Source organism: Synechococcus sp. WH 8101 (assembly GCF_004209775.1).
Taxonomy (GTDB): domain Bacteria; phylum Cyanobacteriota; class Cyanobacteriia; order PCC-6307; family Cyanobiaceae; genus Synechococcus_C.
In genome coordinates, this window is sequence record NZ_CP035914.1 from 578,274 (window position 1) to 602,795 (window position 24,522).

General features: G+C 61.7%; 15 protein-coding genes, 4 tRNA genes and 3 rRNA genes. 9 read left to right on the plus strand and 13 right to left on the minus strand.

Annotation, left to right across the window (positions count from 1 at the left end):
• The first annotated feature begins 612 nt into the window (after positions 1 to 612).
• The 5 genes from SynWH8101_RS02850 to rrf all read left to right on the plus strand — a co-directional run bounded on the left by SynWH8101_RS02850 (position 613) and on the right by rrf (position 5,974).
• Positions 613 to 2,097, plus strand: a 16S ribosomal RNA gene (locus SynWH8101_RS02850).
• Positions 2,098 to 2,282: 185 nt separating this feature from the next.
• Positions 2,283 to 2,356, plus strand: a tRNA-Ile gene (locus tag SynWH8101_RS02855).
• Positions 2,357 to 2,365: 9 nt separating this feature from the next.
• Positions 2,366 to 2,438: transfer RNA gene (locus SynWH8101_RS02860), tRNA-Ala, on the plus strand.
• A 443-nt stretch (positions 2,439 to 2,881) separates the two neighbouring features.
• Positions 2,882 to 5,747, plus strand: a 23S ribosomal RNA gene (locus SynWH8101_RS02865).
• A gap of 110 nt (positions 5,748 to 5,857) precedes the next feature.
• A 5S ribosomal RNA gene (gene rrf / locus SynWH8101_RS02870) occupies positions 5,858 to 5,974 on the plus strand.
• The 16S, 23S and 5S rRNA genes sit together here with 2 tRNA genes alongside, the layout of an rRNA operon.
• Before the next feature lie 104 nt (positions 5,975 to 6,078).
• Here the strand turns inward: rrf and mtnC are convergent.
• From mtnC to SynWH8101_RS02890, 4 genes are read right to left on the minus strand one after another with little or no spacing between them, the layout of a single operon-like run.
• Positions 6,079 to 6,828 carry an acireductone synthase gene (gene mtnC, locus SynWH8101_RS02875; protein WP_130128474.1) on the minus strand — a complete coding sequence of 250 codons (750 nt, stop codon included), beginning with the start codon at positions 6,826 to 6,828 and terminating at the stop codon, positions 6,079 to 6,081.
• Between the two features lie 8 nt (positions 6,829 to 6,836).
• Positions 6,837 to 7,451, minus strand: a complete 615-nt coding sequence (gene mtnB, locus SynWH8101_RS02880; protein ID WP_130128475.1) for a methylthioribulose 1-phosphate dehydratase — start codon at positions 7,449 to 7,451, stop codon at positions 6,837 to 6,839.
• 42 nt (positions 7,452 to 7,493) lie between these two features.
• A complete protein-coding gene (locus tag SynWH8101_RS02885) occupies positions 7,494 to 8,366 on the minus strand; it encodes a DNA-formamidopyrimidine glycosylase (protein ID WP_130128476.1) in 873 nt (290 codons plus the stop codon).
• A 5-nt stretch (positions 8,367 to 8,371) separates the two neighbouring features.
• Complete coding sequence (locus SynWH8101_RS02890) at positions 8,372 to 8,581, minus strand: photosystem I reaction center subunit IV (protein ID WP_007100528.1); 210 nt, start codon at positions 8,579 to 8,581, stop codon at positions 8,372 to 8,374.
• Positions 8,582 to 8,697: 116 nt separating this feature from the next.
• Between SynWH8101_RS02890 and SynWH8101_RS02895 the strand changes: the two genes are divergently transcribed.
• Together SynWH8101_RS02895 and SynWH8101_RS02900 are read left to right on the plus strand one after the other, a co-directional pair.
• Positions 8,698 to 9,738, plus strand: coding sequence for a hypothetical protein (locus SynWH8101_RS02895; RefSeq protein ID WP_130128477.1), 1,041 nt, complete (start codon positions 8,698 to 8,700; stop codon positions 9,736 to 9,738).
• A 54-nt stretch (positions 9,739 to 9,792) separates the two neighbouring features.
• The gene (locus tag SynWH8101_RS02900; protein ID WP_130128478.1) at positions 9,793 to 11,292 is read left to right on the plus strand and encodes an ATP-dependent DNA helicase RecQ; all 1,500 of its coding nucleotides are present in this window, start codon (positions 9,793 to 9,795) and stop codon (positions 11,290 to 11,292) included.
• 2 nt (positions 11,293 to 11,294) lie between these two features.
• On the opposite strand, the gene SynWH8101_RS02905 is transcribed toward SynWH8101_RS02900, so the two are convergent.
• Positions 11,295 to 12,242, minus strand: coding sequence for a LysM peptidoglycan-binding domain-containing protein (locus SynWH8101_RS02905; RefSeq protein ID WP_130128479.1), 948 nt, complete (start codon positions 12,240 to 12,242; stop codon positions 11,295 to 11,297).
• A 96-nt stretch (positions 12,243 to 12,338) separates the two neighbouring features.
• Positions 12,339 to 13,739, minus strand: a complete 1,401-nt coding sequence (locus tag SynWH8101_RS02910) for an aldehyde dehydrogenase family protein (RefSeq protein ID WP_130128480.1) — start codon at positions 13,737 to 13,739, stop codon at positions 12,339 to 12,341.
• A 113-nt stretch (positions 13,740 to 13,852) separates the two neighbouring features.
• Between SynWH8101_RS02910 and SynWH8101_RS02915 the strand changes: the two genes are divergently transcribed.
• Positions 13,853 to 15,556, plus strand: a complete 1,704-nt coding sequence (locus tag SynWH8101_RS02915; protein WP_130128481.1) for an alpha-amylase family protein — start codon at positions 13,853 to 13,855, stop codon at positions 15,554 to 15,556.
• Here the strand turns inward: SynWH8101_RS02915 and SynWH8101_RS02920 are convergent.
• Positions 15,553 to 17,157 carry a glycerol-3-phosphate dehydrogenase/oxidase gene (locus SynWH8101_RS02920; RefSeq protein ID WP_254428023.1) on the minus strand — a complete coding sequence of 535 codons (1,605 nt, stop codon included), beginning with the start codon at positions 17,155 to 17,157 and terminating at the stop codon, positions 15,553 to 15,555. The two genes, SynWH8101_RS02915 and SynWH8101_RS02920, sit on opposite strands and share 4 nt — an antisense overlap.
• Complete coding sequence (gene glpK / locus SynWH8101_RS02925) at positions 17,154 to 18,686, minus strand: glycerol kinase GlpK (RefSeq protein ID WP_254428024.1); 1,533 nt, start codon at positions 18,684 to 18,686, stop codon at positions 17,154 to 17,156. Before glpK ends, SynWH8101_RS02920 begins: the two co-directional genes overlap by 4 nt.
• Before the next feature lie 57 nt (positions 18,687 to 18,743).
• On the opposite strand from glpK, the gene SynWH8101_RS02930 reads away from it, so the two are divergent.
• Entirely contained in the window at positions 18,744 to 20,177 is a 1,434-nt protein-coding gene (locus SynWH8101_RS02930) for a glycoside hydrolase family 13 protein (protein WP_130128483.1), read from the plus strand.
• A gap of 583 nt (positions 20,178 to 20,760) precedes the next feature.
• On the opposite strand, the gene SynWH8101_RS02935 is transcribed toward SynWH8101_RS02930, so the two are convergent.
• From SynWH8101_RS02935 to SynWH8101_RS02955, 5 genes are all read right to left on the minus strand, one after another.
• Entirely contained in the window at positions 20,761 to 22,851 is a 2,091-nt protein-coding gene (locus SynWH8101_RS02935) for an ATP-binding protein (protein ID WP_130128484.1), read from the minus strand.
• Positions 22,848 to 23,414, minus strand: coding sequence for a response regulator (locus SynWH8101_RS02940; protein WP_130128485.1), 567 nt, complete (start codon positions 23,412 to 23,414; stop codon positions 22,848 to 22,850). The genes SynWH8101_RS02935 and SynWH8101_RS02940 overlap by 4 nt, the downstream gene beginning before the upstream one ends.
• Positions 23,415 to 23,452: 38 nt before the next feature.
• The gene (locus SynWH8101_RS02945) at positions 23,453 to 24,325 is read right to left on the minus strand and encodes a LysR substrate-binding domain-containing protein (RefSeq protein WP_130128486.1); all 873 of its coding nucleotides are present in this window, start codon (positions 24,323 to 24,325) and stop codon (positions 23,453 to 23,455) included.
• A gap of 31 nt (positions 24,326 to 24,356) precedes the next feature.
• Positions 24,357 to 24,428 (minus strand) — tRNA-Thr (locus SynWH8101_RS02950).
• A 10-nt stretch (positions 24,429 to 24,438) separates the two neighbouring features.
• Positions 24,439 to 24,520: transfer RNA gene (locus tag SynWH8101_RS02955), tRNA-Tyr, on the minus strand.
• Positions 24,521 to 24,522: the final 2 nt, after the last annotated feature.

Genomic DNA, 24,522 nt, shown 5'->3' on the forward strand with positions numbered 1-24,522 from the left:
CTTGGGTTCTGAAGTTGCGTGCTTAGGGGTTGATGGGTTATGTTTTTGGACTGCGCGGGGGGCTGAGGCCTGAAGCGCAGCCGAGAGGCGAGAGAAGCGAGAGCTGCTTGCGTCAATCGGTGCTTACGAGACCAAGAGGAGCGATCCGACGGTGTTGTAAGTTTCACAAGCGGTCGCGAGAGACCGCACCGCTCACCGCTCCTGAAGAGGGAGCGCGACGGCAGAACCTGGACAATCAAAAAGTTTAGGAACTGACGCTTTCATTGCGTCTGATCCGGCCAAGGAGCTGAGAGGTTCATTGGAGTGGATGAGATGAGAAGCGATGAAGGTGTGAGGTCCCGTCAAACATTTTATGTTGCGTTGAAGTCATTCGCTGCAACAGGGAAGTTTTCACGAGCTTCTGTGTTGCCGGTGTGCGAATTGATGGAGCGACAAACCGGATCTGAGATCCTGGAAAGTCACGAGGGAGAGATTCTAAGTGCACTCTTTGAACCCTTCTGTCAGAGGAAGGAGGCCTCAACTGCGATTGTGTACGCCAGTGCATGATTGTGGGTGACGCAAATCATTTTGAGTGTGTTGCTTGAGAGAGCAAGATGCAAGAGGAAATGATCTACAACGGAGAGTTTGATCCTGGCTCAGGATGAACGCTGGCGGCGTGCTTAACACATGCAAGTCGAACGAACCTTCGGGTTAGTGGCGGACGGGTGAGTAACGCGTGAGAATCTGCCCTCAGGAGGGGGACAACAGCTGGAAACGGCTGCTAATACCCCATATGCCGCGAGGTGAAACGAATTTCGCCTGAGGATGAGCTCGCGTCTGATTAGCTAGTTGGTGGGGTAAAGGCCTACCAAGGCATCGATCAGTAGCTGGTCTGAGAGGATGATCAGCCACACTGGGACTGAGACACGGCCCAGACTCCTACGGGAGGCAGCAGTGGGGAATTTTCCGCAATGGGCGAAAGCCTGACGGAGCAACGCCGCGTGAGGGATGAAGGCCTCTGGGCTGTAAACCTCTTTTCTCAAGGAAGAAGATCTGACGGTACTTGAGGAATAAGCCACGGCTAATTCCGTGCCAGCAGCCGCGGTAATACGGGAGTGGCAAGCGTTATCCGGAATTATTGGGCGTAAAGCGTCCGCAGGCGGCCCTTCAAGTCTGCTGTTAAAAAGTGGAGCTTAACTCCATCGTGGCAGTGGAAACTGTTGGGCTAGAGTGTGGTAGGGGCAGAGGGAATTCCCGGTGTAGCGGTGAAATGCGTAGATATCGGGAAGAACACCAGTGGCGAAGGCGCTCTGCTGGGCCATAACTGACGCTCATGGACGAAAGCCAGGGGAGCGAAAGGGATTAGATACCCCTGTAGTCCTGGCCGTAAACGATGAACACTAGGTGTCGGGGGAATCGACCCCCTCGGTGTCGTAGCCAACGCGTTAAGTGTTCCGCCTGGGGAGTACGCACGCAAGTGTGAAACTCAAAGGAATTGACGGGGGCCCGCACAAGCGGTGGAGTATGTGGTTTAATTCGATGCAACGCGAAGAACCTTACCAGGGTTTGACATCCTGCGAATCTCCTGGAAACGGGAGAGTGCCTTCGGGAACGCAGTGACAGGTGGTGCATGGCTGTCGTCAGCTCGTGTCGTGAGATGTTGGGTTAAGTCCCGCAACGAGCGCAACCCACGTCTTTAGTTGCCAGCATTCAGTTGGGCACTCTAGAGAGACCGCCGGTGATAAACCGGAGGAAGGTGTGGATGACGTCAAGTCATCATGCCCCTTACATCCTGGGCTACACACGTACTACAATGCTACGGACAAAGGGCAGCAAACTCGCGAGAGCTAGCAAATCCCATAAACCGTGGCTCAGTTCAGATCGTAGGCTGCAACTCGCCTACGTGAAGGAGGAATCGCTAGTAATCGCAGGTCAGCATACTGCGGTGAATACGTTCCCGGGCCTTGTACACACCGCCCGTCACACCATGGAAGTTGGCCACGCCCGAAGCCGTTACTCCAACCCTTGTGGAGGAGGACGTCGAAGGTGGGGCTGATGACTGGGGTGAAGTCGTAACAAGGTAGCCGTACCGGAAGGTGCGGCTGGATCACCTCCTAACAGGGAGACACACAATGATTTTGATGCCTGAGTACTTTTATTCTTAGGTCAAAATCCTGTCACCTTAGGTCGATCGGTACCTCAGCTTTGAATTCATCTGATTTGTAGAAATACAAATGGAGATGGAATCAATTCTTAGTTCCTAAACTTTGTCTAGGTCACACCCCAAAAGGGATGAGACTCCTGGGCCATTAGCTCAGGTGGTTAGAGCGCACCCCTGATAAGGGTGAGGTCCCTGGTTCAAGTCCAGGATGGCCCATTCGGTGTTGGGGGTTTAGCTCAGTTGGTAGAGCGCCTGCTTTGCAAGCAGGATGTCAGGAGTTCGAGTCTCCTAACCTCCACTGACCGAACGTGATCCCCAGCTCCTATTTTTGGAGTTGAATGATTTTGGTGTGTGATTTAGATGTGTCCGCTGGAGACCCCAGCTTCCTGTCATTCTGAGATTCAATCATGGATTGAATTTTAGTTGATAAGATGCTGGGCTCGAATCAGGTGTCAGGGTTATCGCGAGATAGCTTTTTCGTTTTGATTTGAAGTCTAGCAGAACCTTGACAACTGCATAGGTGAGTCTGGAAAGAATAAAGCATCTCATGGATGATGCATTCTTTCAGTATTGTTACCCGAAAGGGTGATGGTAATGAGAGGATGTGAATTCTAGAGCAAGAGCCGAGACTCCATGGTGTTCTTCTGCTTGTGTCGAGCAAGTGGGAGTTTGATTGTTGATTCTGAAAGGAATCAATGAGAATCTGTTTTCAACAACAGCAAGCATGATGGAGATTAATTTGGTCAAGCTACAAAGGGCTCACGGTGGATACCTTGGCACACAGAGGCGATGAAGGACGTGGTTACCTGCGATAAGTCTCGGGGAGCTGGAAACACGCTTTGATCCGGGAATTTCCGAATGGGGCAACCCCTGGAACGGCTACCTGAATCCATAGGGTAGCGCGAGCCAACCCAGCGAACTGAAACATCTTAGTAGCTGGAGGAAAGGAAAGTAAAAACGACTCCCTCAGTAGCGGCGAGCGAACGGGGAAGAGCCTAAACCGATGGTTTCGACCATCGGGGTTGTGGGACAGCAATGTGGACCAACAAACCTAGAAGAAGCGTTTGAATGGCGCGCCACAGAGGGTGAAAGCCCCGTATTCGAAAGGAGCGTTGGCCTAGCTGTATCCCGAGTAGCACGGAGCACGTGAAATTCCGTGTGAATCCGCGAGGACCACCTCGTAAGGCTAAGTACTCCTGTGTGACCGATAGCGAAACAGTACCGCGAGGGAAAGGTGAAAAGAACCCCGGGAGGGGAGTGAAATAGAACATGAAACCGTGAGCTTACAAGCAATGGGAGCCCGACTGATCGGGTGACCGTGTGCCTGTTGAAGAATGAGCCGGCGACTTATAGGCACTGGCGGGTTAAACCGGAAATGGTGGAGCCATAGCGAAAGCGAGTCTGAATAGGGCGTTTGTCAGTGTTTATAGACCCGAACCCGGGTGATCTAACCATGGCCAGGATGAAGCTTGGGTGATACCAAGTGGAGGTCCGAACCGACTGATGTTGAAAAATCAGCGGATGAGCTGTGGTTAGGGGTGAAATGCCAATCGAACCCGGAGCTAGCTGGTTCTCCCCGAAATACGTTGAGGCGTAGCGTCTCGTGCTCCAGCAGGGGGGTAAAGCCACCATTTCGGTGCGGGCTGCGAGAGCGGTACCAAATCGAGATGAACTCTGAATACCCTGTGTGTAGCGAGGCAGTCAGACTGTGGGGGATAAGCTCCATGGTCGAGAGGGAAACAGCCCAGACCGCCAGCTAAGGTCCCCAAATCAACGCTAAGTGATAAAGGAGGTGGGATTGCCCAGACAACCAGGAGGTTTGCCTAGAAGCAGCCATCCTCAAAGGAGTGCGTAATAGCTCACTGGTCGAGCGATCCTGCGCCGAAAATGAACGGGGCTAAGCGTTGTACCGAAGCTGCGGATTTATGGTAGGGGAGCGTTCCATGTGGGGTGAAGCGTTAGCGTGAGCGGGCGTGGACTGCATGGAAGTGAGAATGTCGGCTTGAGTAGCGAAAACATGGGTGAGAATCCCATGCACCGAAACCCTAAGGGTTCCTCCGGCAGGCTCGTCCGCGGAGGGTTAGTCTGGACCTAAGGCGAGGCCGAAAGGCGTAGTCGATGGATAACAGGTCAACATTCCTGTACCGGTTATGTTTTGGGAAGAGGGACGGAGAAGGCTAGCCAAGCCAGATGTTGGTTACTGGTTCAAGCGTTCGAGGCGTTGAGGATCGGCGAAAACGATCCGAGCTGAGGCGTGAGTACGAGCTGCTACGGCAGCGAAGTTGGTGACGTCATGCTTCCAAGAAAAGCTCTATACCCGTTAAGGCATAACTGCCAGTACCCGAAACCGACACAGGTGGGGTGGTAGAGAATACCGAGGTGCGCGAGGTAACTCTCTCTAAGGAACTCGGCAAAATGGCCCCGTAACTTCGGGAGAAGGGGTGCCAGCGCGAGCTGGTCGCAGTGAAGAGTCCCAGGCGACTGTTTACCAAAAACACAGGTCTCCGCTAAGTCGCAAGACGATGTATGGGGGCTGACGCCTGCCCAGTGCCGGAAGGTTAAGGAAGCCGGTCAGCGTAAGCGAAGCTGGCGACTGAAGCCCCGGTGAACGGCGGCCGTAACTATAACGGTCCTAAGGTAGCGAAATTCCTTGTCGGGTAAGTTCCGACCCGCACGAAAGGCGTAACGATCTGGGAGCTGTCTCGGAGAGAGGCTCGGCGAAATAGAATTGTCTGTGAAGATGCGGACTACATACACCCGGACAGAAAGACCCTATGAAGCTTTACTGTAGCTTGGTATTGTGCCCGGGCTCTGAATGCGCAGGATAGGTGGGAGACGTTGATCTAGTGCTTGTGGGTGCTAGGGAGTCAATGGTGAGATACCACTCTTTCAGAGCTAGGGTTCTAACGTTCACCCGTTATCCGGGGAGCGGACAGTATCAGGTGGGCAGTTTGACTGGGGCGGTCGCCTCCTAAAAGGTAACGGAGGCGCGCAAAGGTTTGCTCAGGCTGGTTGGAAATCAGCCGACGAGTGCAAAAGCAGAAGCAAGCTTGACTGTGAGACCTACAAGTCGAACAGGGACGAAAGTCGGCTTTAGTGATCCGACGGTTCTGAGTGGAAGGGCCGTCGCTCAACGGATAAAAGTTACTCTAGGGATAACAGGCTGATCTCCCCCAAGAGTTCACATCGACGGGGAGGTTTGGCACCTCGATGTCGGCTCATCGCAACCTGGGGCTGAAGTCGGTCCCAAGGGTTGGGCTGTTCGCCCATTAAAGCGGTACGCGAGCTGGGTTCAGAACGTCGTGAGACAGTTCGGTCCATATCCGGTGTATGCGTAGGAACATTGAGAGGATTTCTCCCTAGTACGAGAGGACCGGGAGGAACGCACCTCTGGTGTACCAGTTATCGTGCCAACGGTAAACGCTGGGTAGCCATGTGCGGAGTGGATAACCGCTGAAAGCATCTAAGTGGGAAGCCCACCTCAAGATGAGTGTTCCCATGGGGTAACCCAGTAAGGTCACGGGAAGAACACCCGTTGATAGGCTCTACGTGGAAGTCCAGTAATGGATGCAGCGGAGGAGTACTAATAGACCGAGGGCTTGACCAAACCATTGGTTCTTGCCCAAGAGACATGTTTTATTCCATCCAGACGTAGCAACCTCTGTTGCGACAACCTATGCAGTTCTCAGGGTTCACCCCCTAGAGAATTGAAACTATCCTGGTGTCCATGGCGCTGTGGTCCCACTCCGATCCATCTCGAACTCGGTTGTGAAACGCAGCAGCGGCGACGATATTTGGGGGGTAGCCCCCTGAGAAAATAGCTCGATGCCAGGTAAAACAATTCTCAACCCATCGCAATCGGATCGGAGTATTCCATCCCGTTGCGCTGAAAAGCCACCCTCTCGGGGTGGCTTTTTTGTTGTCTGCACCCCCGAACGCTACCGTTGAGGCGTGGTGAAGATTGTGTTCACCTGATCCAGTGAAGTGATCACGGTGTGTCGGCCCGGTTCCTGATCAGGATTGCCTGGGCGCAGGCTAAACAACACCTGCAATCCTGCGCTTTTCGCTGCATCGCATTCAGCGCGGCTGTCACTGATGAATGTGATGCTCTGAGGTTCGCATTGGAGCTGTTTGCTGATCGCTCTGTAGCTTGAGGCTTCTTTTTTGTTGCCTGTGCGGGTGTCAAACCAGCCGCAAAAGAGTCCTCTGAGGTCGCCCGCTTCCGTGTGGCCATAGAGCAATTGTTGGGCCTGGATGCTCCCGGAGGAATACACTGCCAGCTGCAAGCCAGCCTGATGCCATTGTTGTAAGCAACGGATGGTTTCTGGGTAGAACTCGGCCTGAATGGCCCCGCATTGGAAGCCTTGGTTCCAGAGGTGGCCCTGCAGATCTTTGAGTGCTGTCGACTTTCTGTCGGCATCGATGAGATCTTGCAAATAGTGTGTGATGGCCTGCAGAGATTCCCGTTTTTGCTCCTCCACTTGGCGCAGATTGCTCTGCTGTTTCGGATCTGGATCCTGTTCCCATTCCTGCCAGGCCGCTTCCAGGATTGCGGCAATGTCTGGGTCTTGCCCATGCTGTTGTAGGAAGGTTGCCAGGTGCTGAGAGGCATAGGGAAACAACACGTCGGCCACGAAGCTGATCGGGCAGGTGGTTCCCTCAATGTCGAGGAGCAGGTATTGCGTCATGAGTTGTGTCAGTGCAAGAGGTGTTGCCGCCAGTGCAGGTTCAGCAAGAATTCCAAGATCTCCACATGGCGTTGGGCTGCCTCCAGCGTTTCGCCCCAGGCGTACAGGCCGTGGCCAGCCACCAGCAAGCCATGGGCAGCGTTGGGTAAATGTTCAGCGGCTTTCTGACTGAGCAGCTGCAGATTCTGGTGATTGGCGATGATGGGGATCTGCACTGAGGTGTCATGGGTGGTCACGCCAGCCAGTCCTTTGAGCATTTCCCATCCCTCCAGATGAATGCCGCCAAGCTTCTGATGATGGTTTGACAGCAGTGTGGCGGTGAGGGAGTGGGTGTGAAGCACCGCACCGGCCTGGCAGTCCTCGATGATCCGCAGGTGGAGGAGAGTTTCAGCACTCGCCTTGCCGCTGCCGGAGATCACAGCGCCTTCACGATTCACCTCAATCAACTGGTCGGCCTGCACCCTGCCCTTGTCCACTCCGCTGGGCGCCATCAATAAGCGCAGCGGCTCCCGTTCGAGCACCAGGCTGAAATTTCCACCGGTCCCATCACACCAGCCCCGATGGTGAAGCTTTTGGATCACATCCACCAGCTGATCTGCTGCCGTTGACACCTGCTTTTGCATTAATCCCTTCCCCGTCTTAGCGGTGCAGCGCGGTGTGAGCCGTTATTGCGGCTGGCAAACCGGACACCAATGGGTACTGCGTCCAACCAGTTTCTGACGTTCGATCGCTGTCCCGCAGCGAGGACAAGGCTGGCCTGTGCGCCGGTACACCGACGCTTGGCCTCCATAGTTGCCATTCACCCCTTCGAGATCGCGGAAATCGCTGAAGGTGGTGCCCCCGGCGCCAATGCTCAGTTCCAGCACTTGGACCAGGGCATCGCGCAACCGCCCTAGTTGATCCAGGTTGAGGCTGCCCGCGCAGGTCTGGGGAGCAATCCCAGCGGCATGCAGACTTTCATCGGCATAGATGTTGCCGGTGCCAGCCACAAGACTCTGGTCGAGCAGGGCCGCTTTGATTGAGCGTGTTGATCCCTTCAGCTGCGTCTGCAAATACTCAGCCGTGAAGTCTGTGCTGAAGGGTTCGGGGCCCAGGGTTTGGAGCCCGGTGATCACCGACTCTGCGGCTTCGCCCGGTGGCACCCACCACATTTGCCCGAAGCTGCGTAGATCGACAAAGCGCAATTCCTCTCCGGCGTGGTTCCAGATGCGCACTCGCGTGTGCCTGCAAGGCGGCGTTGGGACGCTGTGCCATTGGAACTGCCCTGTCATGCGCAGATGCACGCCCCACAAGCCAGCATCATCGCCCTGGCTTTGAGCCAACCCCGCCCCAGGGGGATGGAGCTGGGCGATCAGATATTTCCCCCGTCGTTGCCAGCGGCCAACACGACAACCCTGAAGTTGCTGAACAAAACAATCGGGTCCGCCGGCACTGGCAATAGCCCGGTCCCGACAGACCTCCACACGATGAATGTCAAAGGCGTTGAGACGCTCCGTCAATCCACGACGAACCGTCTCAACTTCTGGAAGTTCCGGCAAGGGCCTCAGGCGGGCTCCAGCTCGGCCTCGGCGAAATTGTTGGTATTGATTCCGCCCTCGGAGCCGGAGATGCCGTTGTAGTTCACCTTCTCGAAGCGAACGACGACGGGGTAACGGATGCCAGAGGTGTCAACGGAGGCCACAGTGCCCACGTCGTTGAACCAGTAGGACTCAGGGCGCTTGATGCGCACCTTGTCGCCGCGGGAGATCGCCATCGCTGCGCTGAAACGGGATGCACTGGGAGCGTATCGCTGTCCGGGCGGAGAGGTGCAGGCAGCGTCACAGAATGTCGTTCGGCGTGGCAGCATCCAGCCCCGCCCATTGCGTTTCCGTGAGTTCCAGCGTTCTTTCCGATCCACCGCCTCTGGAGCTCGATCTTCCCGATCCGGAGCGCGACGACATCAGCACGATGGAGTTTCTCGCCCAGCTTGAACAGGCCTGGGCGGTGTGCGACCGATTCGATCTGCAGACCGAGATCTGGCGTGGTCGCATTCTTCGTGCGGTGCGTGATCGCGAAAAACGTGGTGGTGAGGGGCGTGGCGCCGGTTTTCTGCAGTGGCTGCGGGAGCGCGAGATCAGCAAAACGCGCGCCTACGGCCTGATTCAGCTCGCCGAGTCGGCCGATGACCTTGTGGGCGGGGGCATGCTCGAGGCCACGAGCGTGAATCAGTTCTCCAAGCGGGCTTTTTTGGAGACGGCCCAGGCTGCTCCGGAGGTGCAGCTGATGATTTCGGAAGCTGCGAATGAGGGGCAGGAGATCACCCGGAAACAGGTGAGGCGTCTCACTGATGAATTCACCGCGGCCACCAGTCCGCTTCTGCCGGAGGAGATCCGTCAGCGCACCCAGGAGAACCTGCTCCCTCCCAAGGTGGTGGCGCCGTTGGTGCGCGAACTGGCCAAGTTGCCGGAGCCCCAGCAGGAGGATCTGCGCCGCGCCCTCCGCGATGAGCCCGAGCTTGATCGGGTCAAGGATGTGACCAGCACCGCCCGCTGGCTCCATAAGGCCACCGAATCTGGCGTGGCGGTTCGCGCCTTTCAGCAGGGCGAGCTCAACCTTGAAAAGGCCATGCAGGAGGCGCAGCGTCTCGATGCCCTCGGTTTGCTGGCCGATGCGGTGGGCCAGGCCCAGGCCCTGGAGTCGGCCGTTCTCAAACTGCACACCTCCTGGCGCCGCCTTGGTGGTCTCCAGGAGCGCCTCTGGGTGGAGAGCGGCAGCAGCACGCCCCACCTTCGCGAGGTGTTGTCTGCGTTGCAAAGCCTCAGCGGTGCCACCCTGCGGGTGTCGCTGGGTGAACTTGCCGGGGGCAAGCGGGTGCGTCTGCAATTGGTGGAGGAAGCGCCCGACCAGTTGGAGTCCCCCCTGACGCTCTGAGCGTTTCACCAGATCTGGTGCTCGTTAAGGTGGGGGCGCCATCCGTGGTGTGCCTTGGATCCCCTGCTGTTGACGCTGCAGGAGCAGTTCGGATGGGATCGTTTCCGCTCCGGTCAGCGTCCGGTGATTGAGGCGCTACTGGAGGGGCGCGATGCCCTGGCGGTGTTGCCGACCGGCGCCGGGAAGTCGCTCTGTTATCAGCTGCCCGCTCTGGTGCGGCAGGGGCTGGTGCTGGTGGTGTCACCGCTGGTGGCCTTGATGGAAGACCAGGTGCGCCAGCTGCACCAGCGTCAGATTGCTGCCGCTTGTTTGCATGCGGGTCTGGCTCAGGATCAGCGTCAGGCGGTGTTCCGGGATCTTGCGTCTGGTGCCTTGCGCCTGCTGTATCTGGCTCCGGAGCGGTTGCAGAGCACGATGATCAAGGGGGTGATCGCCAGCTCCGCTCAGGCTGGCCATCTGGTGGCCCTGGCCGTGGATGAGGCTCACTGCATCAGTGCCTGGGGCCACGATTTCCGCCCCGATTACCGCCGGCTCGGAGAGATCCGCGCCCACTGCCCCGGGGTGCCGGTGGTGGCCCTCAGTGCCACCGCAGCGCCCCAGGTGCGGGCCGACATCCTGCGCTTGCTCGCTTTGCAGCAGCCGCTCGTGCAGGTGGGCTCCGCCCGCCGCGACAACCTGCATTACGCGATGCGACGGCGTGCCAAGGATCCTCTCCCCGATGTGTTGGCTGCTCTGAAGGAGGCCCGTGGAGCGGCCCTGATCTATGCCCGCACCCGACGTTCGGTGGAGCAGTGGGCCGAGCGGCTTTGTGCGCAGGGCATCGAAGCGATTCCTTATCACGCGGGATTGCAACCGGAGGTGCGTCAGCAGGCCTTGCGTCATTTCCTTGAGACGGAGCACCCCGTTCTCGTGGCCACCGTGGCTTTCGGGATGGGAGTGGACCGGCCTGACGTGGGTCTTGTGCTCCATCTCAACCTGCCGGCCACGCCGGAGGGCTATCTGCAGGAATCGGGTCGCGCCGGCCGTGATGGCTTGCCAGCCCAGTGTGTGGTGCTGTTTTCGCCGGGCGATCGCACCAGTCTCGGTTGGGCGATGCAGGCCTCCTGGCGTCGATCCGAAGCGGCGCGTGGGACCGCGTCACCCGATGAGCCTGAGGAGCGCTGGCGCCTGGAACAGGCTCAGCAGAAGCTGCGTCGGATGGAGGCGGTGGCGGAGGGGGAGCAGTGCCGTCAGCAGGCCCTGTTACTGGCGGTGGGGGAGGTGTCGCCGCCCTGTGGACGCTGTGATCGCTGTTTGGGCCAGGGGCAAGGCCAGGACTGGTCTGAGCAGGCTCTGACATTGCTGCAAGCTCTCGACCAGGAGCAGGGCAAGGATGTGCGCTCCCTGACGGAGGTGCTGGCCGAGCAGGAACCCCAACGCTGGGGCTGGTTGACCCGGCGCCTCGTGCAGGAGGAGTTGATTCGGGAAAGCGACGATGGCAGCCAGCGGCTGACGCTGCGCCCGAGCGGGCGACGCTATCTGCGTCAGCCCTGGCCCCTGCGGTATGTCGCCTGAGCTCAGCCGCCCTTGACGGTGCAGCGATCCTTCACCAGATCTTCTTCGAAACTGGTCTGGGGAGCGCTCCAGTTTTTCCAGCCGCCGTCGGCGCCGGTCACGTTGATTTTCTTGGCGCCGCAGTTCACCGCCACGTAAAGCGGTTTGCCATCGGCATTGAGTGTGGGGGCGACGTCGCTACCGCCCATGGATTGCCAATTGGCCCAGTCCACCTGGAGGGGGCCGTAGGTCCGCCAGTCGGCGTCTTTCGGTTGCACCTTCTGGGCGGCGGGCGTTGTGGACGCCTTAGCAGTTTGCACCGGCTTGGCTGTTTGCGCTGGCTTGGCTGTTTGGGTGGGCGTTGCTGTTTGTGTTGGCGTCGCCGTGCCCCGCAGCATCAGCTTGGTTCCCACTTCCACCTTGTCGGGGTTGGCGATGCTGTTGAGCGCAATCAAGGAGGCCACGGGCACCTGATACGCCTTGGCGATCTGCGTCAGGGTCTGGCCTCGGGCCACGGTGTGAGCGCTGGCCTTCGGATCTGCCTTGATGGGCACTGGTTTCGCTTTGGCCACCGTCTTGGCTTTCGGCTTGGGCAGTACAGCGTTGCTGGGCAGCTTCAGGGTGTCGCCGAGCTCTACATGGTCGGCACTGGGCAGGTTGTTGAGGGCGATCAGATCCCGTTCACTCACCCGGTATCGCAGGGCGATGACGCTGAGGGTGTCGCCGTTCTGCACCTTGTGCCGTCCAGACCCTGCCACCAGCCGCGGTCCAGGAACCTGAAGTCTCTGACCCACCTCCACGTGGTCAGCATTGCGAATCCCGTTCATCCGCATCAGAGCACCCACCGAGATGCCATAGCGGGCGGCGATATCGGAGAGGGTGTCACCAGGCTTCACGGTGACACTGGCTGCCATGGCCTGCAGCGGCAGCAGAGCCGTCAGGGCCAGGGCGGCAACGAAGGTGCGGCGCATGCGTCTCGGTCGGCTGCGCGAACCATAAGGTGCCTTGCCACGGACGCCAGTCCCTCCAGCGGATGCCAGGCGCTCCAACCCAGATCGGCGTCAGCCTCAGCCGAGCAGACGCTTGAGCAGATCCCGCTTCACCCGGTAGGGCGGGTAGCGCAGACGGACATCCAGGGCGAAGGGGCGGCGCAGCACGGAGCGTTCGTGGGAAAAGGTGCGGAAGCCCGCTTCGCCGTGATACGTGCCCATGCCGCTGGGGCCCACACCCCCGAAGGGCAGGTCGGGAACGCCCACCTGCATCACCACATCGTTGAAGCACACCCCACCGGAGCTGGTGCCGTTGAGCAGGGCCTGCTGCTCCTGGGCTTGGCCGCCGAACAGATAAAGGGCCAGAGGTTTGGCTTGGCGGCGAATCCGGGCGATCGCCTCCTCCAGTGAAGAAACGCTGAGCAGCGGCAGCAGAGGACCGAACAGCTCCTCCGCCATCAGCGGGTCGTGGTCGTCGCCCACCTGCAACACGGTGGGGGCGATCCGGCTGCTGGCAGCGTCGCTTTCACCGCCGATCAGCACCTGGCCCGCTTCCTTGGCGCCATCGAGTAACCGCTCGAGACGCGCGTACTGGCGCGGGTTGATGATCCGAGCCAGATCGGGGGATTGCAGCGGGGCGTCGCCGTACAACTCGCGCCGGGCCTGAGCCAGGGCTTCCAGCAGCTCCTCCCGGATGCTGTCTTGCACCAACAGGTGATCGGGGGCGATGCAGGTCTGCCCCGCATTCAGCCCTTTGCCCCAGATCAATCGCCGGGCCGTCACCGCCAGATCCGCCCCTTCCAGCACCACGGCTGGGCTCTTGCCCCCCAGCTCCAGGGTCACCGGCGTGAGATGGCGGGCCGCTCCTGCGAGCACCTTGGCGCCGATCGCACCACCGCCGGTGAAAAAGATGTGGTCGTAGCCCTGGTCGACCAGAGCCGCGGCCACAGCGCCGTCGCCTTCCACCACCTGCACCACGTCGCCTGGCAGATGCAGCGGCAGCAGGCGGCTGATCAGGGCGGCCGTGGCTGGCGCTTGCTCCGAGGGTTTCACCACGGCGGTGTTGCCGGCGGCCAGGGCACTGATCAGTGGTTGCAGCGTGAGGTGGAAGGGATAGTTCCAGGGGCCGATGATCAACACGCAGCCAAGCGGCTCGCGAATCACCTCGGCTCGCCCTGGCTGCTGGGCCAGAGGCACGGCCACCCGGCGTGGGCGCATCCAGCGGCGCAGCTGACGGCGGCAGAGTTTCAGCTCCTGACGCAGGGCCAGGATCTCCACCATGCCCTCCAGTTCTGGTTTGCCCAGGTCATCAGCCAGGGCCTGAAGAATCTCCTGCTCGTGCGTTTCGATCAGATTGGCGATGGCCTCGAGCTGGCGTCGTCGCCAGGCCTCCGGGCGGGTGTCGCCCCGATCCACGGCCTGGCGCAGCGTGGTGAGATCCGGCAAGGGCCGGTTGATCGCTGCAGGCGTGCTGGTCATCGCGCTCTCTCCGATGCCGCCATGCTCGCAATGCTGTGGCCCTGTCGTTGGCGTCAGGGGGTGACGCGCTGGGCCAACACGCCTAGCAAGTGGAGGAGTGACAGGGGAATGGCATGCAGCAGCCCTGGTGGAGCGGCGCCGTCATTTATCAGCTGATCGTGCGCAGTTATGCCGATGGCAATGGTGATGGCACGGGGGATCTCCAGGGTCTCTCCTCCCGGCTTCCCTACCTGCGTTGGCTGGGGGTGGATGCGGTCTGGCTGACGCCGATCTATCCCTCTCCCCTACAGGACGGCGGCTACGACATCACCGACTTCAAAGCGGTGCATCCCGATCTCGGCGATCTGGCCGCCTTTCACCGCTTTCTCACCGAGGCCCATGGCCAGGGCATCCGGGTGATTCTCGATCTGGTGCTGAATCACACCAGCACCCTGCATCCCTGGTTTCAACGCGCCCGCTGGGCCCCCAAGGGCAGCCCCGAACGGGACGTTTATGTGTGGAGCGATGACCCCCAGCGCTATGCCGACGCGCCCGTGCTCTTCCGGCATTTCGAAGCGTCGAACTGGGAATGGGATTCCGTGGCGGAGCAGTATTACCTGCACCGCTTTCTGCGGCATCAACCCGACCTCAACTACGACAACCCCCTCGTGCAGGAGGAGATGCTCGCGGTGGTGGATTTCTGGGTGGAGCGGGGTGTGGATGGCTTCCGCCTCGATGCCGTGCCCTTTCTGTTCGAAGAGGAGGGCTCGCGCTGTGAGGGATTGCCCCAGACCCACGCGTTTCTTCAGGTGATCCGGGAGCGGCTGGAGCAGCAGGGCCGTGAGGTGCTCCTGTTGGGCGAGGCGATTCAGCCGGTGGAGGAGGCTGCGCCTTACCTGGTGGATGAGGAGCTGCACGGTGCCTTCAATTTCGTGCTCACGGCCCATCTGTTCGCGGCGATCGCCAGTGGCAGCACTCGGGACTTACGCCAGTGTCTGGAGGCGTCGCATCAGGCTGTGCCGGGTTGCCGCTGGGCGCTGCCTTTGCGCAACCACGACGAGCTGTGGCTGGGGGATGGCCACCTCGTTCCCGAGGAGGTGATCCAGACCATCCGCACCGGCCTGCATCAGGGGCAGGGGCACTGGCTCAACTGGGGGATCAACCGACGCCTGGCCCCGCTTTTGAACGGCGATCCCGGCTCCAATCGGGTGCTTCATGCCCTGCTCTACAGCCTGCCGGGAATGCCCTGTGTGTATTACGGCGATGAGCTGGGGATGGGCGACTGGCCCGGCCTGCGCGATCGCGACCCCAACCGCACGCCGATGGCCTGGACCCCCGCCCGCAACGGAGGGTTTTCCACCGCCCCCGATCCCCTGCTGGTGCTGCCACCGATTACCGCTCCCGGCTACGACTATCGGGTGGTGAATGTGGAGGTGCAGAAACAGCTGCCTGGATCCCTATTGAACTGGCATCGGCGCATGCTCACCTGCCGGCGACTGCTACCGGCGCTGCGCAGCGGCGACTTTGCCTTGCTCGACTGTGCCCATCCCGCCGTGATCGTCTACGTCCGCTGCAGTGAGGCGATGACGGTGCTGGTGGCGGCCAACCTGTCGGCAGCGGGTGCCTCCTTCCGGCTTGACCTCAGTCGCTGGCAGGGGCAGCGCACCCGGGAAGTGCTTTGGGGTTGCGAGTTTCCCCCCGCCAGCGCCGACTGGTTTGTGTATCTGCCCGCCCACGGGTTCAGCTGGTGGCTTATCGGTGAAGTGGATGCCATCAGCGAGGAGCCCGGGGCTGAGCCAGATCCGGCTGATGGAGGCGAGGCGGTGATTCCGGCTTAGTGCTGCAGGTTGAGGCTGCCTTCCCGCTCAGACAGGGGCTGATCGGGGCGCGAGCGCTCCAGCAGGGCGATGACCTCGGGCCTGATCCTCTGGGCTTCCTGCTCATCCACCATCGCCAGCCGGCAGCGGCGGGCCAATACATCGGTCACGCTGCGGGCGTGCTCCCGTTCGATCGCATGGCGCAGCTCGCCCCGGCAGATCGGCATCACCGCGCTGAGGGGCTCCCGGTCGGCCTCTGGCCACTCGCTCACCCGCGGCACTGCCTCCAGGCCATGGGCCGCCTGCAGATGGTCGATCTGATGGTGCTGCAGCACGGTGTCGGGCAGCAGTTCCTTGAGCTGCTGCCGTTGCTCCGACAAACGCTGCGGTGTTCGCGTTGGGTCGGCGGCGGCACCAAGGAGGGGCAGGGTGTTGGCGGCAGGAAGGGGCTCGCCCAGTTGCTGTTCCACCGCCGCCAGGGTGTCGAGCGCCATCGGCCGGCACGTGGTCCACTTGCCTCCCATCACGCTCACCAGGCCGCAGGCCAGGGTTTCCACCTCGTGCTCCCGCACCACCCGGCTGCTGCTGCGGGAGGCATCCGCAGGGCGCAGCAGGGGCCGCCCGCCTGCCCAGCGGCTGCTGACTCGCGGCTCCTGAAGGCCGGGGAACCAGCGCTGCACATAGTCGAGCAGGTAAGCGGTCTCATCGCCTGATGGCGCCTGGGCCTCCTCCAGGGGGCAGGGGGTGTCGGTGGTGCCTACCAGCGTCCGCCCCAAGAACGGCAGCATGAACAGCACCCGTCCGTCATCGGTGGCCGGCAGGAGCAGGCCAAGGCCCTGCGGACAGAGATTGGTCTCGAGCACCAGATGCATGCCCCGGCTCGTGAGCATGCGCGGCGGCAGGTCGGGATCGGCCATGTGGCGAATGGCGTCCGCCTGGATGCCGGTGGCATTCACCACGACGCGGGCCGTCCAGCGCTCCTCCTCTCCGGAGCTGCTGCAGCTGAGGGCGCCGGTGATCCTGCCCTGGCTGTTGCGTTCCAGGGCGGTCACCTGGCAGCCGGTGCGCACCACCGCTCCGGCCCGCTCAGCGGTGAGGGCCAGCAGCAGATTGAGGCGCGCATCATCAAACTGACCATCGCTATAGGCGACCCCACCGCTGCTCTGCGCTCGGATCTGGGGCAGGGCCTCATGCAGCTGGCGGGCGGACAGCAGCCGGCTTGAGCCGATGCCACTGCGGCCGGCGAGGGCGTCGTAGAGGCCGAGGCCGATCCGGTAATAGGCCTGGCTGAACCAGTGGTCGGTGGGCAGGGCGAGTTCGAGCCGATGGGCAAGAAACGGGGCCTGCTGCAACCAGTGGCCCCGCTCCAGCAGGGCCTCGCGCACCAGGCGCAGCTGGGCGGTGTCCGCTGTTTTGAACGCCAGCTCCAGATAGCGCACACCGCCGTGGAGCAGCTTGGTGCTGCGGCAGCTGGTGCCCCCGCCGATGTCGCTGGCCTCCAGCAGGGCGACGCGCAGGCCGCGGCGCACCGCTTCGTAGGCGACGCTGGCACCACTGGCGCCGGCGCCGACCACCAGCAGATCAAAGCCGGTGTTGTTGGTCATGGTGTCTGCTGTGGTCATCCGATCGCCTCTGCGTTGTGGTGGCTGCCGCTCCAATGCAGGCTGCGGCGCACGGCGTCATCCCAGCGTTGCCGCCAGCGGTCCCGCTGCTCGCCGTCGAGGTGGGGCATGAACACGCTGGCCCCTTCCATGCGCTGCTTCTGCAGGGCCCGCAGATCGCTCACGGCGCCGCACTGCACTCCGGCCAGCAGGGCCACCCCCCGGGCGGTGCTCTCCAGGCTGGCTGGCCGGCGCACCCGCAGGCCTGTGCTGTCCGCCTGCGCTTGCAGCAGGGGATCGGAGGCTGCCGCCCCCCCGTCAACGGCCAGTTCCCCGAGCCCCTGCCCCAGAGCCGTTTCCGCCAGATGCACCAGGGTGGCCACCGACAGGGCGATCCCCTCGAGGGCGGCCCGGGCGATGTGGCGACGGTCGCTGTCGCGCGTGAGGCCGATCAACAGACCGCGGGCTTCCGGATCCCAGTGGGGCGTGCCCCAGCCGGTGAAGGCGGGCACCAACATCACGCCGGCGGACGAGTTCACCTGGGCCGCCAGCGTGTTGATCGCTTCGGCGTTTTCGATGATGCCGAGGCCATCCCGCAGCCATTGCACCACCGTGCCGGCATTGAAGAGGCTGCCCTCCAGGCAATAGGTGGGCGTGCCATCGGCATCGGTCCAGCCCAGGGTGGTGAGCAGGCCGGCATGGGAACGACGGATGACCGAGCCGGTGTTCACCACCAGAAAGGCGCCGGTGCCGTAGGTGCACTTGGCCTCGCCGGGATCCAGGCACAGCTGGCCGAGGGTGGCGGCCTGCTGATCGCCGAGCAGGGCACGGATCGGCACGCCGGCGAAGGGCAGACCGCTGGCGATGGCACCGAAGTCGCCGCGGCAGGGAACGAGCTCGGGCAAGGCGGACAGGGGCAGGCTGGCCTGTTCGCAGAAGGCTTCGACCCAGTGCCGCTGCTCCAGATCCATCAGCAGGGTGCGGCTGGCGTTGCTCATGTCGGAGCAGTGCCGCGTGCCTCCGCTCAGATGCCAGAGCAACCAGCTCTCCACGGTGCCGAAGCAGAGGTCATGGCGGGCCGCCGCCGCATTGGCGGCCGCTTCATGCAGCATCAGCCAGCGGATCTTGCTGGCGCTGAAGTACGGATCGAGCAGCAGGCCGGTGCGTTGGCACCACTCCGCCTCCAGTCCCTGTTGCTTCCACTGCCGGCACAGATCAGCGGTGCGTCCGTCCTGCCACACCAGGGCCGGTCCGCATGGGGCGCCGTCGCTGCGCTGCCACAGCACCGTGGTTTCGCGCTGATTGGTGATGCCGCAGCAGCGCACGGCCTGGCGTTGCTCGGGGCTGAGTGCCTTCTCAAGCGCTGCCATCGCCTGGAGCTGGCTCTGCCAGATCGCCGCTGGATCCTGTTCCACCCAACCATCCGCCGGGTAGTGGATCGCCAGAGGGGCGGCGGCGCTCGCGATCAGCTGGCCCCTGGGGTCGAAGAGGGCAGCCCTGGAGCTGCTGGTGCCCTGATCCAGAGCCAGGAGGAGGGGCGGTGAAGCCATGGCCATGCCGTTTTTCAAGTGCTAGCGGTGAGGCAGAGCGCTGCAAAGGGGGTGGCGATGGGCGATCTGTCGGCAGCGCCGCCGGCCTGGGTGGCGGATGCGGTGGTGTACCAGGTGTTTCCCGATCGGTTTCGTCGCAGTGGTCTGGTGCCGATTCAGGAGAGCCTCGCCCTCCAGCCCTGGGGCAGCGATCCCCAGTTGCAGGGCTTTCATGGCGGCGATCTCTATGGGGTGATCGAGGCTCTGGATCACCTGCAGGGCATGGGCGTCACCTGTCTGTATCTGACGCCCGTGTTCAGCTCAGCGGCCAACCACCGCTATCACGCCTACGACTACCTGGAGATCGATCCCCTTCTCGGTGGTGATCCAGCCCTCGAGGCCTTGATCGATGCTCTGCATGCCCGCCGGATGCGCCTGATCCTCGATGGCGTGTTCAACCATTGCGGCCGCGGCTTCTGGGCGTTCCACCACCTGCTCGAAAACGGTGCTGTGTCGCCCTACCGCCACTGGTTCCATGTGCACCACTGGCCGTTGCGTCCCTATCCCCGCGTCGGGGAGACCTGTGGGTACAGCTGTTGGTGGAACGATCCGGCCCTGCCCAAGTTCAACCATCACCATCCCGCCGTGCAGGACTATCTGCTGCGGGTGGGGCGTCACTGGCTGGAACGGGGCATCGACGGCTGGCGGCTGGATGTGCCTGATGAGGTGCCGCAACCGTTCTGGCAAAGCTTCCGTCGGATGGTGAAGGCCGTGAACCGCGACGCCTGGATCGTCGGTGAGATCTGGGGCGACGCCAGGCCCTGGTTGCAGGGGGATCAGTTCGATGGCGTGATGAATTACCGGATGGGATGGAGCTCCCTGAGCTGGGCGGCGGCGGGGGAGCTGGCGTCGGATTTTGACCACGCCCTCTACCCCCTGCGCCCCCTGGATGGTCAGGCGTTACTGGAGATCTGGCAGCACACGCTGAGCTGGTATCGGCCGGAGGTGCGTCGCGCCCAGCTCAATCTGCTCGACAGTCATGACGTCCCCAGGGCGCTCCACAGCTTGCGGGGCGATCGGGCTGCCTTGAAGCTGGCCCTGGTGTTGCTGTTTCTGCAGCCGGGAGCTCCCTGCGTCTACTACGGCACGGAGGCCGGTCTGGCGGGTGGTCCGGAGCCCGGCTGCCGAGAGGGAGTTCCCTGGGGTGAGGGCTGGCCCCAGGATTTGCAAGTGTTGCTGCGCGATCTGGCCGGCTTGCGGCAGCGTTATTCGGCCCTTCGCCATGGCGTGGTGCGGTGGAGCGTCCTCGCGGACGATGGCCTGCGGGCCGAGGCCGATGCCTTGGTGGTGGTGCTGAATCGCAGTCGTCACCGAACATTGGCGTTCAGCGCAGACTCCTGCCTGGCAGGGAACGGGCTCGTCCCGCGCTGGCAGCTGGGGACCTGGGACCCTGGCGCACGGGCGCTGGGCCCCCAATCGGTCGCTTTGTTTGCGGACGCGGGGAGTGCCTGAGGACCTGCAGCAGTTCGCGGCTCGCTGGATGGGCCGTCACATCGCTTTGCAAGACCAGGGCCACATCATCACCATCCGGCAGGGTGCTGCTGTGGAGGGGGAAGACAGCGAGGGTGGAGTCGTTGGCGTCAACGTCCTGCAGCCGACAGAGCAGGGCGTCGATGATGCGCTCGCGCAGGAGCGCCAGGCTGTGCATTGGGTCCTGTAGTCGCGATGCACAGGCCAACCAGCGTTCGGGGATGGAGCGGCCAGAACCCTCTGCAAGCCAATGGCTCGTCTCCAGCCGCAACCGGCCTTTCCCTTCCAGCCGTGCCCGTTGGTGCACCCGCCGTTCCATCTGCAGCAGAGTGGTGTCGCCACGAATGCGCCAGCGTCCGCGCTCTTTCTCAATCGTGAGCCGAAAGGCCTGCGCGCATTTGCGTTGATTGCGGCTGACGGTGGTTTGATGCTGTTGCAGGGCGACACCCACGTGTTGACCTGATTGCAGCCAGATCAGACCGTCCAGGCTGCTGAGCAGTTCGAGGCTGACCATGCGCTGATGTTTCAGCATCTGATCGGATCCTCCGAGTGCAGCGGCAACCGATCAATCCCCAGCTCTGGGTAGGGCGTCGCTGGCTGATGGGATCGGCGGGCTTAGTCGGGCCAGCACGCCGCCTTCCTCTCGGTTACCGATCTGCAGCGCGCCGCCGTGGTTCTCCATGGCACTGCGCACCAGGAACAAGCCCAAACCGCTGCCCTCCTTTTTGCTGCTGGTCAGCGGCTGCTCGATCAAGCGCTCCTGGGGGATGCCTGGGCCGTTGTCTTGCACGTCGATCTGCCAGGTGTTGTTCACCTGAGCCAAGCGGAGGCTCACCCTGGGATCGGCGTTGGCAGGTTGTTGACTCTTGATCGCTTCGATCGCATTTCTAATCAGATTGATCAGGGCGATCTGCAACTGGGTGGCATCACCCTGGATCAACGCTGTGCCATCCGGCACGGCATGGACCGACTCGATCTGGAGCCAGTGCGCAATGTTGGGGGTGTTGGATTGGACGTAGCGCACGCTGTTGCTGATCACCTGCTTCAGATCAATGCTTTGCTGCTCGCTGCTGGTGTTGCGCAAAAGGGAGCGAATTTTTTCGCTGATGTCGGCAATGCGCTGGCTTTGGCTGTTGAGCAGCCTGAGCTGGCTGGTGAGCTGATCGGAGCGCTCTTTATGTGGCTGAGTTGGTAGCGATTGCAGGAGGTGCTCCGATGTGAGCCGAAGAATGCTGATGGGCTGGTTGATTTCGTGGGCAATCGATGCGGCTTCCAGGCTCACTCTCAATTTGTTGCTCATCTGGGTGAGCGCTTTTTCGTCTCTACTGCGTTGTTGCTCGAACAGCTCAATAATCTGCGTTTCCTTGTCACGCAATTGGCTGGTGAGAGCGTTGAAGGCGTTGATCATGGCCCGGATCGCCTGGTTGAGATCCCAGACCTCGCGAGCGCTCTCCTGTTGCAGTTGGCAATGGAAGTGGAGCGGCTGGGGTTGATCACCCAGCGCAGCAATCTGGGCTTCCGTGTCTTGACTGGCCTGCTTGAGCGCCGTGAGAGGGGTGAGCAAGCCTCGGATCAGCCGCTGATTGATCACGAGCGCGAAGCCCAGGGCCGACAAGGTGGCCAGCACTGTGATCAGCAGATCCCGCTGCAAGGTTGTCACCTCCGGGGTGGCGGCGATGGCGGTGAGCAGCATCCAATCCAGCCCCTCATGGTCCCCCCAGGGGGTGGCTTTGACCAGAAAGGGCTGGCCCTTGAGCTGCACGAGTCGTGTGGCCCCGGGTTGGATTGTTGTGGCATCGGCCAGGAACTGCTCCTGCAGCTTGCGGGCCAGTGGGGAGGGCAGGTTGCGGAGGTTGCGTCGGCGCGTTTCGGACGCGGAGCGGATGAAGGTGAGTTCCGGTTTGGAGCTGGCCACCAGATCACCGTTTCGTTCCACAATCAGGGCCAGCCCTGTGTTGTTGGTCCAGGCGTCCTGCAGCCAGGTGCTGAGTTTGTTGATGATCATGTCAACACCCACCACGCCGATCAGGGTGTTGTTTCGGTTGTAGACAGGAGCGTTGTAGGAGATCGAGTAGGTGTCGGGTTGATCTTCCCAGGCGTAGATGCGACTCCAGGTGGGTTGCCCAGCTTTGACGGTGTCGACATACCAGGCCTCTTCATGGGAGGTGCTCATGTCGGGGATGGTGCTGAGGTGTTGCTCGCGCTTTCCGGTTGCATCCATGCTGAACACGAGCATCTTGCCTCGGCCGAAGCGTTTGCTGTCTTCGTTGTGGTAGTAGCGGTTGTCTTGGCTTTTCTCGATGCCGAGAAAGGTGCCATCAGTGGCGCCATAGTTGATGTAATCCACCGGAAAAGATTTCAATTGCCGCCAGAAGCGCTGGCTGAGTTTGTCGAAGTTGTTCAGCAGCTCAGGTTCGGTGGCCAGGGCGGATTCATTCAGTTCGTTGATGATCGTGGGGTAGCTCAGTTTCTTGCTGAGGCGTTCCGAAACCTGCACGGCTGTGAGGTTGGCGCGTTGCGCTTCGCTTTGATGGATGCCGCTGTCGCGCCCGAGGAAATAGGTGAGCACGCTGAGGGAGCCCGCCACGAGAATCAGTTGCAGCCCGGTGGCGCGCGTCAGCGTGCCAGCAAGTGAGCGCGGCTTCCTGGCTGTCATTGGATCGCTTGTCGCTGTGTGGCAAGGGCGGCTGCTTTGACCAGTTCCGCGCCGCTCAGGCCCAGGGTGCGGGCAATCGCCTTGCGATGGGTTTCCACCGTGGCAACCGAGCATCCGAGATGACGCGCGATCTCCTTGGTGCTCCTCCCAGCGCCGATCAGGGTGTAGATCTCCCGTTGCCGTTGTGTTAGCCGCTGTTCGGCCGGTTGCAGGATCGCGTTCAAGCTCTGGCGCAGACTGGCGAAGGCGCTGGCCTTGTCGATCACGGCTTTCACGGCTGGTTGAAGCTCAGCCGGGCAGGCGAACTGTTCGGCGGCACCGGAGAGCACGATCAACTGAATGCCGGCATGGCGCTCCACCAGGTGGCGGGCGAGGTCGCTGCCTTTGCCATCCGGGAGTTGCAGATCGAGTAGGGCGAGATCGAGGTCATGGTTGTGGCTGATCGTTTCGGCGGCGGCGATGCTCTGCGCCTTGGACACGGTGCTGATTTCACTGAAGGATTCGACCACCGAACCGAGCAGATCCAGAAGGATGCGCTCGTCTTCCACCACAAGGCAGTGCAACGGCCTGCAGCCACTATCTCCATCGTGCCATTGCCCAATCAGGGGGCCAGTGCCAGCTCGGGGAAGCGGGGCTGCAGGTGGGCCAAGCGTTCTTTGAGCGTGTGGATCAGGGTGGCCATCGCCGGTTCGTCGCGGAGGTCGCGCTGCAGCACCAGGGCTTCGCCTGAGCGGAACGGCAGGGTGATGGGGAGAGGCACCAGCCCGTCGCCGGACACCGCCTGGCTCAGGCAGTGCCCATAGCCGATCGTCACATCCTTGGCGCTCCGCCCCTCCCAGCGCTCCCGGCGATAGCGGCTCATGTGCACGGGCGTGTTCCAGAGGCCGAGCTTTTTCAGTTCCCGTTCGACGATCGGATAAGCGCCATCGGGCAGGGCCAGGCTGGGGAATTGCTGCAGATCTTCGAGGCGGATGTGGGCTTGTTTCAGCAAGGGGTGATCCGCCTGCACCAGCAGGTGCAGTGGCATGGCGCAGAGGGGAACGGCGCAGAGGTCGGGGTCGTTCTCGTCGGGGCGGTCCGGCAGGCCGCAGATCCAGGCATCGCAGATCCTGCGACGCAACAGAGACAGATTCGGCTCCATGCCGACCAGATTGGAGAGACCGGCGATCCAGCCGCTGGGTTCGGGGTTGCAGAGCAGGGGCAGGGTCCAGTAAGTCGCCTCCAGGCGCAGGGGACGCAGGCCCGACAGGCGGGCTTTCTGGTGCACCTCCCGTTCCAGGTTCAGCAGGGTCTGGTCGCCGTTCAGGACCCATTCCTGATCGTTTTTCTCCAGGCTGATGCCGAAGCTTTTGGCGCAGATCCGCTGGCGGCGGCTCACTGATGACTGGTCAAGCTTCAACCGGGTGGCCACCTCCCGACCGGTTCGCAGCCAAATCAGGCCGTCCAGGCAGGCCAGCGTGTCGAGATCAACCATGGCTGTGGTGCAAAAGCCATCGTTGGATGGAAGCCCTTGACGAGACTTGAACTCGTGACCTCTCCCTTACCAAGGGAGTGCTCTACCGCTGAGCTACAAGGGCATGTGGAAGGTGGGCCGGGTTGGATTTGAACCAACGTAGGCAGAGCCAGCGGATTTACAGTCCGCCCCCATTAACCACTCGGGCACCGACCCGA

Coding starts and splice junctions, on each gene's coding strand:
- mtnC (WP_130128474.1), bottom strand. CDS start 6,828: ATGACGCAATACCTGCTCCTCGACATTGAGGGAACCACCTGCCCGATC.
- SynWH8101_RS02910 (WP_130128480.1), bottom strand. CDS start 13,739: ATGACCAGCACGCCTGCAGCGATCAACCGGCCCTTGCCGGATCTCACC.
- SynWH8101_RS02920 (WP_254428023.1), bottom strand. CDS start 17,157: ATGACCACAGCAGACACCATGACCAACAACACCGGCTTTGATCTGCTG.
- glpK (WP_254428024.1), bottom strand. CDS start 18,686: ATGGCTTCACCGCCCCTCCTCCTGGCTCTGGATCAGGGCACCAGCAGC.
- SynWH8101_RS02945 (WP_130128486.1), bottom strand. CDS start 24,325: ATGGTTGATCTCGACACGCTGGCCTGCCTGGACGGCCTGATTTGGCTG.
- mtnB (WP_130128475.1), bottom strand. CDS start 7,451: ATGCAAAAGCAGGTGTCAACGGCAGCAGATCAGCTGGTGGATGTGATC.
- SynWH8101_RS02935 (WP_130128484.1), bottom strand. CDS start 22,851: ATGACAGCCAGGAAGCCGCGCTCACTTGCTGGCACGCTGACGCGCGCC.
- SynWH8101_RS02905 (WP_130128479.1), bottom strand. CDS start 12,242: ATGCGCCGCACCTTCGTTGCCGCCCTGGCCCTGACGGCTCTGCTGCCG.
- SynWH8101_RS02915 (WP_130128481.1), top strand. CDS start 13,853: ATGCAGCAGCCCTGGTGGAGCGGCGCCGTCATTTATCAGCTGATCGTG.
- SynWH8101_RS02890 (WP_007100528.1), bottom strand. CDS start 8,581: ATGGCGATCTCCCGCGGCGACAAGGTGCGCATCAAGCGCCCTGAGTCC.
- SynWH8101_RS02930 (WP_130128483.1), top strand. CDS start 18,744: ATGGGCGATCTGTCGGCAGCGCCGCCGGCCTGGGTGGCGGATGCGGTG.